Here is a 10,512-nt window from a genome sequence, read left to right as displayed (position 1 = left end):
ACGCCGGCCACCGCAGAGTACCAGATACGCGAGGCCGAAGCGGTCAGACCATCGCGGAGGGGCAGGTCAACGGAGCTTGCGGGCTTGCGGAGCTTAGGTAGGCGAGCTATGCTTCGTCGATTAACCTGACAAGAAAGCCGATTTGGAGCAGGCTGGCCATGAAAGAAGGCGTCCACCCAGATTATCAAGATGTGAAAGTCGTCTGCAGTTGCGGCAATACGTTCAACACCCGCTCGACGCTGAAGGACGAGCTGCACGTCGAGGTCTGTTCTGCCTGCCATCCGTTCTTCACTGGCAAGCAAAAGATCCTCGATACGGGCGGCCGCGTCGATAAGTTCCGCCGCAAGTACGGTCGTTAAGTCTCGTCTCAGTGCGCGACCTGACTGGCTGATGCCAAGGCGCACAGCCAACTCCTAATGAGCGGCGCATGACCAGCGCCTGAGCGCACCAACCTAGAGTCTGCCTCGCCCTGCCAAGAGCGCGTGCTGCGACACTCGTCTGGCGCTGGTGCGCCACCCGCGCTCGACCGGCGCATGAACGCCCACGGAGCGCCATCCATGTCTGATGTCCAGAAAACCGATGCCGATGCGGCGCTGAACGCTGCTGCGCTCGCCTACCACGAGACGCCGAGGCCCGGCAAGACGGCGATCGAGATCACCAAGTCTGCGGCCACCCAGCGTGACCTCTCGCTCGCCTATACACCTGGGGTTGCAGAGCCGGTTCGGCGGATTGAGGCCAATCCTGAGGATGCCTATCGCTACACCAATCGGGGCAATCTGGTCGCGGTGATTACGGACGGGACCGCGGTGCTTGGTCTGGGGAATGTCGGTGCCCTGGCTGGCAAGCCGGTGATGGAAGGCAAGGCGGTGCTGTTCAAGCGTTTTGCCGACATTGACGTCTTCGATATCGAGGTCAATGCAGAGACGCCCGAGGCGTTCATCGAGACCGTGGTCCGGATCGCGCCGACCTTTGGCGGGATCAACCTCGAAGACCTTGCCGCGCCGCATTGCTTTGACGTCGAGCAGGCCCTGATTGAGCGGCTCGATATCCCGGTCTTTCACGACGACCAGCACGGCACCGCGATCATCATCGCAGCTGGCCTGCTCAATGCGCTCGAGATGCAAGGCAAGTCGCTTGCCGATGCGCGCGTCGTCGTGCTCGGCGCCGGAGCGGCTGGCATCGCGTCGATCAAGCTGCTGGTCGAGCTCGGTGCCAGCCCCGACAAGATCCTGACCGTCGACCGCAAGGGCGTGATCCATCAGGGACGCACCGATCTGAATCGCCACAAGGCCGAGATCGCGGTTGAAACCGAGCGGCGCACGCTCGCCGATGCCTTCGAGGGCGCCGACGTCTTCATCGGGCTCTCAGGCCCTGATCTGGTCAGCGAAGCGATGCTGGGATCGATGGCACCACAGCCGATCGTGTTTGCGCTGTCAAACCCGGTTCCGGAGATACGGCCTGAGGTGGCGCTGCGGGTGCGTGACGATCTGATCATGGCCACGGGGCGGTCGGATTATCCGAACCAGGTCAACAACGTCCTTGGTTTTCCCTTCATCTTTCGCGGTGCGCTCGATGTCCGCGCCTCAAGCATCAATACGCCCATGTGCATCGCGGCGGTGCATGCCCTCAAAGACCTCACCAAGGAGCCGGTTCCGGCGTCGGTGCTCGACGCCTACGGCCTGACAGCGCTAACGCGTGGCCCGGACTACATTATCCCGAAGCCGTTGGACCCGCGGCTGCGCGAGACCGTCTCCGCAGCGGTTGCGCGCGCAGCCATCGCCAGTGGCGTTGCCCGCGTGGCGCCTGATCCTGCCTAATGCGGCTCTGATCCGGCCCGTCTGTTGGCACCGACAACATCCGGCTCAGCTCCTCAGCTTGCGCACCGAAGAAGAATCTGGCTCTGCCGTGCGACCTCTGCAAGCCTGTTGAGCGAGTTGGATCTTGGGTGCTGGATCAAGCGGGGATCGGTCATTGCACACAGAGCCTGGGTTGAGTGCGGCATCTTTCGTGCTAATCGAAGCCGGGAGACGGTTAGGACAAGGTTCCTCAAGCGATTGCAAGCCTCGAGTAGAATAGGCCATTCGGGAGGCCTGGTCGTGCTTGGCGGTAACGGCGGCCGCTTGGGGCGGTCTCGGTCTACCGACTCACCTGGCGAGCGCGCACAGCCTTTGTGCAGGGCGCCCTGAAAGGGTGCGTATGCCTCTACGTTTTCGTGGGCCTGACGGCTTTTGGCCACCTGGCTGAATATCCACTTCGGCGCTCGGAGCATAAGGCGGTGCTGAGTCGAGCGGACTGTTAGACGGGAGAGATCTCTATGGCCAATCAGATCATCACCATCACTGATAATGAAGCGGGTAAGCGCTTCGATTACCCGCTAAAGACAGGCACCCTGGGGCCTGGTGCGCTCGATATCTCCTCGCTCTACCGTGATGCTGGCTTCTTTACCTACGACCCTGGCTTCATGGCCACCGCGAGCTGTCACAGTGCCATCACCTTCATCGATGGTGAAAAGGGGGTGCTGCTCTACCGGGGCTATCCGATCGAGCAGCTTGCCACCAAGGCCAGCTTCCTCGAGGTCGCCTATTTGCTGCTCTATGCCGAACTGCCAACCGAGGAGGAGCTGGATCATTTCGAGCATCTGATCACCAGCCACACGATGCTCAATGAGAACCTAAAACGGTTCCTCAGTGGCTTCCATTATGACGCGCATCCGATGGCGATCCTCTGTGGCGTGGTCGGCTCGCTATCGGCGTTCTACCATGAGTCGATCGACGTCAATGATCCTCGCTACCGGGAGGTTTCGGCGCATCGGCTCATCGCCAAGATGCCAACCATCGCTGCCGCTGCTTACAAGCATTTTGTCGGCGAGCCCATCATGTACCCGCGCAACGACCTGCGCTACGGGGCGAACTTCCTGCACATGATGTTCGCGACGCCCTGCGCAGATTACGAGCCTGGCTTGCTTGCAGAGAAGGCCCTCAATCTGCTGTTCATCCTCCATGCCGACCATGAGCAGAACGCGAGCACCTCCACGGTGCGTTTGGCCGGCAGCTCCGGTGCCAATCCCTTTGCTTGCATCGCGGCTGGTATCGCCTCGCTCTGGGGGCCGGCGCATGGCGGCGCGAATGAAGCCGTGCTCGACATGCTCGAGCAGATCGGCCATGTGAAGAACGTCGCCAAGTATATTGATAAAGCGAAGGACAAAGATGATCCGTTCCGGCTCATGGGCTTTGGTCACCGGGTCTACAAGAACTACGACCCGCGAGCCAAGATCATCCGTGAGGTCTGCCATCAGGTGCTGGAGGAGTTTCCCGGCGCCTCCGATAGCCCGCTGCTCGAGCTCGCGGTGAAGCTCGAGGAGATCGCGCTCAGCGACGACTACTTCGTTGAGCGCAAGCTCTATCCGAATGTTGATTTCTACTCTGGCATCATCTATCGCGCGCTCGGTATCCCGCGCAATATGTTCACCGTGATGTTCGCGGTGGCCCGTACCGTCGGCTGGGTCTCGCATTGGATGGAGATGATGAGCGACCCGGCCAATCGTATCGGGCGTCCGCGTCAGATCTATCATGGTCCCGGCGTGCGCGACTACGTCCCCATCTCCAAGCGCTGATCAGGAGTCGCTCGCCCGCCGCCAGCTCAGCAGCCTGCCCTGCTCGCGGCGCTAACGGGCGTCCAATTGATTGTCAGCCTCTTCGGGTGAGTCACGGTCCTCGAGGAGTAGGCGCTCGACCGCGTCGGCATCCAGTCCGCGCTCTGGTCGGTCCGAGATCGCGCTCAGCGGCGGGTTGCGCCGCGCGCGATCGGGCAGCACGACCAGCTCAATCGGGATCTCACCGGCGACAAAGGCGAAGGACGGATGCATCTGTCGCGTACCGTCCGCATAACGATGCTGACTATCGCCCGCCTGCCAGGGGATGCCTTTGTCGATGAGTCGGAACACAATCGGGCGGGTGTCGTCGGCGAACAGATGCAGACGCACCCCCTGTTCGAGTGAGGCGGTGCCGGAGACTGACTGTCCGACGAGACGCGGCTCAAACTCGGCGAATGTCTGCATTGCGGCGAGCGCTTGCTCGCGCAGCGCTGCGGTCACCTGCTTCTGAGTTTGGGGCTGGAACAACCGATACTCGTCTTCTAATGCGGCCTGGATCTCGGCATTGTCGGGCCAGCAGCGCCTGTTGCTGATGCCGAGCCGCTCAACCGCCTGGCGCCGAGCATGATCGAGCTCGAGCAGGCCCTGCTCGCGCATGATGCGCGCTGCCTCATAGGCAAGCTGTCGCCGCTGTCCGGCACAGGCGCTGCGCGCAGGTGGTCTTGCGCTACTTCTGGGTTGTTCTGGCTCGGAGCTCGGCAAGCGCGAGCGACGAGCAAGTCGGCTCCCGTGTCGTCTGGGCATGCGTTCTAATGTCGACTCAGTGGTGCGTATCGGTTTTCGGCTTTCTGATATAGTCGGGCTAAACTCATGGAATTCTAGGGTTTTAGCCTCAGCTCGGGGACGCCTCTGAAGCGCGATGTTCGGATTCGGCCGGAAACAACCTGCACTGCTTGGCATCGATATCGGCTCGACCGCGGTGAAGCTGGTCGAGCTTGTTCCGGGCGCGGCAAGCGAGCCGGGCCTCTGTCGTCTTGCTGCCTTGGCGCTCGAGCCTTTGCCGCCGCATACAGTCGTCGAAAAGAAGATTGCCGATGTCGCTCAAGCCGGTCAGGCAATCGCTGCGGCGCTAAAGCGGTCACGATCGAGCACGAAGCGGGCCGCGGTTGCGGTGGCCGGCTCGGCGGTGATCACCAAGGTGCTGTCGCTGAGTGCCGAGCTTTCCGACGCAGAGATGGAGGCGCAGATCCAGCTTGAGGCTGATCAGTATGTGCCTTATCCCCTCGAGGAGGTCAACCTCGACTTCGATGTCATCGGCCCGACCCGGGACTCAGCGGGCATGGTCGACGTCCTGCTCGCGGCCTCGCGGCAAGAGAACGTCGATGACCGGGTTGCCGCGCTTGAGCTGGCGGGCTTGAGCGTGGAGATCGTCGACATCGAATCGAACGCGGTCGAAACGGCTTGTGGAGTCTTGCTCAAGCCCTCGGAGCAGGAGGCTGTGCATCAGCTCACGGCGGTGGCCGACATTGGCGCGATGACGACGACGTTGCATGTGCTCCGCGGCGGGCAAAGCATCTACGCACGCGAACAGAGCTTCGGTGGTCAGCAGCTTGTTGAGGAGGTCCAGCGCCGTTCCAGGATGGGGCCTGATGAGGCCTTAGCAGCGCTGGCGATAACGCCGATGTCGGCGTCGCTCCAGAGCGAGGTCTTAGCCCCCTTCCAGGATGCCTTAGCTCGGCAGTTGGCGCGGGCGCTGCAGTTCTTCTATTCAACCAGCGCGCATAGCCAGGTCGATGAGGTCCTGCTGACAGGAGGTGTCACACATCTGCCCGAGCTCGGGACGCAGATCGCCGAGCGACTTGCGCTTCCGGTGCGCGTTGCAGACCCTTTTACTGAGATCGCGGTATCCGCTGACGTCGATCGCGCGTTGCTGCAGCGCAGTCGCAATGCGATGCTGATCGCAGTCGGACTCGCGATGCGTCGGTTTCGCTGACTGCCGGATTGTTGACTGATGGCTCGCATCAATCTGCTTCCCTGGCGTGAGCAGCAGCGCCGTCGCCGCAAGCGCGATCTGGCCATTGTTGCCGCAGCTGCACTTGGCTCGGCCCTGCTGATTGGCGTGCTGCTCAAGATTCAGCTCGATGCCATGATTGACGCTCAGCGTGCCCGCAATGTCTATCTGGAGGGCCAGATCGCGATCCTGAATCGTCGCATCCGCGAGGTCAACGAGCTTGAGAAGAAGAAGGCTGATCTGCTGGCGCGAATGGGCGTCATCCAAGACCTACAAGAAAGCCGGCCCGAGATCGTTCACCTGCTCGATCAGCTCGTGGATGTGGTGCCGGCTGGGGTGTTCTTGATCGAGCTCGAGCAAGAAGGCGGGCGGATTACGGTTGAAGGGCGTGCTCAGTCCAATGCGCGGGTGTCGGCCCTGATGCGCAACATCGAGTCCTCTGCCTGGATCGGTAAGCCTGAGCTGTTGCTGATCGAGAATAAGGATGAGACCGGGACCGGCTTTAGTCATTTTCGGCTACGCTTCGATCAACGGCGACCGGAGCCACCAGGCGGCGATGAGGATGCGCTCGCCCTTGTCGCCGAGCGGGCCTGAGGGAGACGGATGGACCTCAACGAGCTTGATTTCAATAACATCACCGAATGGCCGTTAGCGGCCAAGGTCGTGCTCATCGTCTTTGGCTGTGCTGTGATCGCCTTCGGCTGGTATTACTTCATCACCAGCGGCCAGATCGAGCGGTTGGAGCGTGTTGAGCAGAAGGAGCTCGAGCTGCGCCAGAGCTTCGAGCAGAAGCAGCATAAGGCGGCTAACCTAGAGGGGTATCGGCAGCAGCTGGCGCAGATGGAGGAGTCCTTTGGAGCGATGCTAAGCCAGCTTCCAGACGAGACCGAGGTTGCCTCGTTGCTTGTCGATGTGTCCCAGACTGGGCTGGCGGCTGGGCTCGAGTTTGAGCTGTTTCAGCCTTCGGAGGAGGTGAACAAGGACTTCTATGCGGAGCTGCCGATCCGGGTGCGGGTGCGTGGGCGCTACCATGCGTTTGCAACCTTCGTCAGCGGCCTCGCAGCGTTGCCGCGGATCGTCACCGTGCATGATATTCGGATTGCTGAGGACGACAGGGGAGGGGATGCGACCGCGCCGATGACCCTTGGTGCGATCGTGAAGACCTATCGATACCTCGAGGAGCCCGCAGCGCCATGAGCGGGTCTGGCGATAGGCTTGACTCGAGGCGCCCAGAATGCGCCAGGGAAGACGCCATGAAAGGCGCCACGAGCTGCAAAGGGCAGCTTGGAGGCGCTGAGCTGTCTTCGAGCTTACGCTGCTCGCTCGCGCTGGCGACGACCCTGCTGGCTGCGGCCTGCGCGGACCCTGCGCTGCCCGAGCTTGAGTCTTATACCGAGCGTGTACGGGCACGGCCTGCGGGGCCGTTAGAGCCTGTGCCGGAGATCGTCTCGGTCGATCCCTTTACCTATCGGTCAGACGATCGGCGCGATCCTTTCATGATGGATGAGCAAGCGGTCGATACGTTGCAGCGGCGTAACCCGAGCGGGATCTCACCCGATCCGTTGCGACCGAAAGAGCCGTTGGAGGCCTTTTCACTCGACTCGCTGCGGATGGTCGGAACGCTCGAGCAGCACGGGACGCGCTGGGCGCTGATCATGACCCCGGATGGGATGCTGCACCGTGTGCAGCCTGGGCAGTATCTTGGGCGCAACAATGGCAAGATCATTCGCATCGATCCGACGGCATTGGCGTTGACCGAGATCGTCGAGAAAGCGCCCGCCGAGTGGGAGCAGAGGCAGGCATCGATGGCGCTGAAACAGTAGGCGGTGGTGATGATGAATCTCTCTAGGCCTTGGGTTGGATGCTTTCTTGAGCTAATTAACCGGCTTGAGCTAATTGACCGGCAGGTTGACTGCCAGGTTGACCGGCAGGCAGCTTGCCGCTGGGCCCGACGGCCGGTCCGGCAGAGGGCGCTGTCGATCATCGGCGCTCTTGTGGCCTACTTCAGTGTCGCGACCGCCCTCGGTGCGAGGCTCGAGGTCGCCGACTTCGCAGCCCTCCCAGGCACGCAGGTGGCGGGCGATCTCGTCTTTTCCGGGATGCCGCCGGCGCCGAGCGACTTCGCGACCGAGAATCCAGCGCGGATCGCGATCGATTTCCCAGGTGCCTCGAATCAGCTCGGCCGCAAGTCGATCCCGATTGGGCTGGGTGCTGCACACAGTCTGGTTGCAATCGAGGCCAGTGACCGCACCCGTGTCGTGCTGAATCTCACCGACAGCGTCCCTTACTCGATCAACACCACCGGCAATCGTGTTCGGATCACGTTGAATCCAGAATCCGTGGCCCAAGCCCCCCAAGAACCAGGGCGTCGCGATGGCGCTGGTGCGGCCCGCTCCTCGGCACGGAGCACTGGCTCGGTCAAAGACATCGACTTTCGTCGCGGTGCTGATGGCGAAGGTCGGGTCGTGATCACCCTGCCTTCGGCACAGACCCCGGTCAATGTCACCGAGGAAGGTCGTGACGTCGTTGTCGAGATCGATCAAGCCAGCCTTCCGCCGCGGCTTTTTCGACGCCTCGACGTCGTCGATTTCGGTACCCCGGTGGTCGCCGTTGAGTCACGCGCAGTCGGCAATGATGTTCGCGTGGATATCCAGACGACGAATGAATTCGATTACCTCGCCTACCAGACCGAGAACCTGTTCACGATCGAGTTACGGTCCTTGACGCAGGCCGAGAAAGAGCAGCTGGAGCGAGAGAAGATCGTCTATTCAGGCGATCGGCTGTCGTTGAACTTTCAGGATATCGAGGTCCGGGCGGTCTTGCAGCTGCTGGCCGATTTCACCGGCCTGAATCTGATCGCGAGCGACACGGTCAGCGGGAGCATCACACTTCGCCTCAAAGACGTCCCTTGGGATCAGGCGCTCGATATCATCCTGAAGACCAAGGGCTTGTCGATGCGACAAACGGGTAACGTCATCATGGTCGCGCCGACGCAGGAGATTGCGGCCCAGGAGAAGCTTGAGCTCGAGTCACGTCAGCAGATCCAGGAGCTGGCGCCCCTGCGCTCTGAATTCATTCAGGTGAACTACGCCAAGGCCTCGGAGCTGGCGGAGCTGATCAAGTCCGAGCAAAACAACCTGCTCTCGGATCGCGGCAACGTGACCGTGGATACGCGCACCAACACGCTGCTCATCCAGGATACGCTCGCCAAGCTCGAGGAGCTGCGCGAGCTCGTCGTCCGCCTCGATGTGCCGGTACGGCAGGTGATGATCGAATCGCGGGTGGTGATCGCAAACAATGATTTTGCACGCGATCTTGGTGTGCGCTTCGGCGTCAGCGGCTCGACAGGCAGTAGCACGGGGAACCAACTGCTGGTCGGCGGCGGACAAGATCCCGGCGATGGGGGTATCGACGGGCTTGGCAATTTCGACGCGGGTCCCTACGGATTCGATTTGGAGACGGGGACCCCTTTCAACTCCATCATCCAGAACGAGACTGGTGCGCCTAATCTCTGGGTCAATCTTCCGGCCCAGGACCCGTCGGGGGCGATCAACTTCTTGCTCGGCAAGGTCGGCTCGCATCTGATCACGCTCGAGCTCTCGGCGATGCAGCGCGAAGGTCGCGGCGAGATCATCTCGAGTCCACGGGTGGTCACCTCCGATCAGCACCAGGCCACCATCAAGGTCGGCCAAGAGATCCCGTATCAGGAATCGGCGGCGTCCGGCCGCACCACGGTGGCCTTCAAAGAGGCTGTGCTGCAGCTCGATGTGACTCCCCATATCACGCCAGATGATCGCATCATCATGGACTTGAAGGTCAATAAGGACAGCCCAGACTTTACGAACGAAGTCCAAGGCGTGCCGCCGGTGAATACGCGCTCAGTTGAAACCTCGGTCCTGGTTGACAATGGCGAAACGATCGTCCTTGGTGGCGTTTACGAGCGTGAGCAGAGCTTTCAGCGCGAGCAGGTCCCTTGGATCGGCGACCTGCCAGTGGTTGGCAACCTCTTCAAGACCACGAATCGGCGGGATAACAATGAAGAACTACTGATCTTCGTGACCCCGAAGATCCTGAAATCGGAGCTTGCCGTGCGCTGACGATGAGCTCGCCGGCGCTGCCGCCTGCTCGGGCCGCCTGGCGTGAGGTCGGGCTCGGATTGGGCCTGCAGCTTGCTTGCCATCGGCAAATCTGGCATACCTAGAGTCATGATTAGACCACCGAACATCTTTCTCGTCGGTCCCATGGGGGCAGGCAAGAGCACTGTTGGCCGGCAGCTGGCCGAGTCGCTGGGCTATGAATTCCGTGATAGCGACCAGGAGATTCAGCGCCGCACCGGCGTCGACATCCCGACCATCTTCGAATTCGAAGGTGAGGAGGGCTTCCGCAAGCGCGAGCGCGGGGTCGTCGAAGACCTGGCCCAGGAGGAGGGGATCGTCCTAGCGACGGGTGGTGGCGTGGTGTTGACACCCGAGAATCGCCAACAGCTTGCGGCGCGCGGTTTCGTGATCTATCTCCACTGTAGCCCTGAGCAACAATTCGCTCGCACGGCACGCGACCGCAGTCGCCCGTTGATCGATACCGATGATCCGCAGCAGCGGCTGCGTGAGCTGATGGCCGAGCGCGAGCCGATCTACCGCCAGGTCGCCGACATGGTGGTGTCGACGGAGCGGCGTGGCACCGCCTCGGTGGTCAAGGAGATTCGGCGGCGTCTCGAGGAAGAAGAGATCTAGCATGACTGTGCTTGGACCCGTCGCGGAGGCAACGGCTCGACGTCATCGGCTTGACGTCGATCTCGGCGAGCGCAGCTATCCGATCTTCATCGGTCGAGATCTGCTCTCTGATCCCGAATGCTATCGGCCCTTCGTCGCCGCTGAGCGGGTGATGATCGTCACCAATGAGACCGTCGCTC

10 protein-coding genes are annotated in these 10,512 nt (G+C 61.6%); 9 read left to right on the top strand and 1 reads right to left on the bottom strand.

The features are described 5' to 3' along the window. Window positions 1-158 precede the first annotated feature (158 nt). From rpmE to ACY693_RS08370, 3 genes are all read left to right on the top strand, one after another. Window positions 159-359 carry a 50S ribosomal protein L31 gene (rpmE, locus tag ACY693_RS08380; protein WP_462321373.1) on the top strand — a complete coding sequence of 67 codons (201 nt, stop codon included), beginning with the start codon at window positions 159-161 and terminating at the stop codon, window positions 357-359. A 198-nt stretch (window positions 360-557) separates the two neighbouring features. Continuing rightward, complete coding sequence (locus ACY693_RS08375) at window positions 558-1,817, top strand: malic enzyme-like NAD(P)-binding protein (RefSeq protein ID WP_462321372.1); 1,260 nt, start codon at window positions 558-560, stop codon at window positions 1,815-1,817. Window positions 1,818-2,314: 497 nt separating this feature from the next. Next, window positions 2,315-3,613: a citrate synthase gene (locus ACY693_RS08370; protein WP_462321371.1), complete on the top strand. Its 1,299-nt coding sequence runs from the start codon at window positions 2,315-2,317 to the stop codon at window positions 3,611-3,613. Between the two features lie 51 nt (window positions 3,614-3,664). On the opposite strand, the gene ACY693_RS08365 is transcribed toward ACY693_RS08370, so the two are convergent. Next, the gene (locus tag ACY693_RS08365) at window positions 3,665-4,249 is read right to left on the bottom strand and encodes a hypothetical protein (RefSeq protein WP_462321370.1); all 585 of its coding nucleotides are present in this window, start codon (window positions 4,247-4,249) and stop codon (window positions 3,665-3,667) included. A gap of 262 nt (window positions 4,250-4,511) precedes the next feature. Between ACY693_RS08365 and pilM the strand changes: the two genes are divergently transcribed. The 6 genes from pilM (at window position 4,512) to aroK (ending at window position 10,333) form a co-directional block, all read left to right on the top strand. Further along, complete coding sequence (gene pilM / locus ACY693_RS08360) at window positions 4,512-5,585, top strand: type IV pilus assembly protein PilM (protein WP_462321369.1); 1,074 nt, start codon at window positions 4,512-4,514, stop codon at window positions 5,583-5,585. Window positions 5,586-5,603: 18 nt separating this feature from the next. Further along, complete coding sequence (locus tag ACY693_RS08355) at window positions 5,604-6,197, top strand: PilN domain-containing protein (RefSeq protein WP_462321368.1); 594 nt, start codon at window positions 5,604-5,606, stop codon at window positions 6,195-6,197. Between the two features lie 9 nt (window positions 6,198-6,206). Continuing rightward, window positions 6,207-6,800: a type IV pilus inner membrane component PilO gene (locus tag ACY693_RS08350; protein ID WP_462321367.1), complete on the top strand. Its 594-nt coding sequence runs from the start codon at window positions 6,207-6,209 to the stop codon at window positions 6,798-6,800. Window positions 6,801-6,856: 56 nt separating this feature from the next. Beyond that, the gene (locus tag ACY693_RS08345; RefSeq protein WP_462321366.1) at window positions 6,857-7,426 is read left to right on the top strand and encodes a pilus assembly protein PilP; all 570 of its coding nucleotides are present in this window, start codon (window positions 6,857-6,859) and stop codon (window positions 7,424-7,426) included. A gap of 171 nt (window positions 7,427-7,597) precedes the next feature. Continuing rightward, window positions 7,598-9,700, top strand: coding sequence for a type IV pilus secretin PilQ (gene pilQ / locus ACY693_RS08340; RefSeq protein ID WP_462321365.1), 2,103 nt, complete (start codon window positions 7,598-7,600; stop codon window positions 9,698-9,700). Window positions 9,701-9,808: 108 nt separating this feature from the next. Continuing rightward, window positions 9,809-10,333, top strand: a complete 525-nt coding sequence (gene aroK / locus ACY693_RS08335; protein ID WP_462321364.1) for a shikimate kinase AroK — start codon at window positions 9,809-9,811, stop codon at window positions 10,331-10,333. The last annotated feature ends 179 nt before the right edge of the window (window positions 10,334-10,512 follow it).

The organism is Halochromatium sp. (assembly GCF_054919635.1).
The sequence above is the reverse complement of the archived record's forward strand: the minus strand, read 5'-3'. Positions and strand labels throughout refer to the sequence as shown.

Bases quoted from the DNA above. Each gene is read 5' to 3' on its own strand.
- ACY693_RS08375 (WP_462321372.1), top strand. From the start codon at position 558: ATGTCTGATGTCCAGAAAACCGATGCCGATGCGGCGCTGAACGCTGCT.
- pilM (WP_462321369.1), top strand. From the start codon at position 4,512: ATGTTCGGATTCGGCCGGAAACAACCTGCACTGCTTGGCATCGATATC.
- ACY693_RS08365 (WP_462321370.1), bottom strand. From the start codon at position 4,249: ATGCGCGAGCAGGGCCTGCTCGAGCTCGATCATGCTCGGCGCCAGGCG.
- ACY693_RS08370 (WP_462321371.1), top strand. From the start codon at position 2,315: ATGGCCAATCAGATCATCACCATCACTGATAATGAAGCGGGTAAGCGC.
- aroK (WP_462321364.1), top strand. From the start codon at position 9,809: ATGATTAGACCACCGAACATCTTTCTCGTCGGTCCCATGGGGGCAGGC.
- ACY693_RS08345 (WP_462321366.1), top strand. From the start codon at position 6,857: ATGAAAGGCGCCACGAGCTGCAAAGGGCAGCTTGGAGGCGCTGAGCTG.
- rpmE (WP_462321373.1), top strand. From the start codon at position 159: ATGAAAGAAGGCGTCCACCCAGATTATCAAGATGTGAAAGTCGTCTGC.
- ACY693_RS08350 (WP_462321367.1), top strand. From the start codon at position 6,207: ATGGACCTCAACGAGCTTGATTTCAATAACATCACCGAATGGCCGTTA.
- ACY693_RS08355 (WP_462321368.1), top strand. From the start codon at position 5,604: ATGGCTCGCATCAATCTGCTTCCCTGGCGTGAGCAGCAGCGCCGTCGC.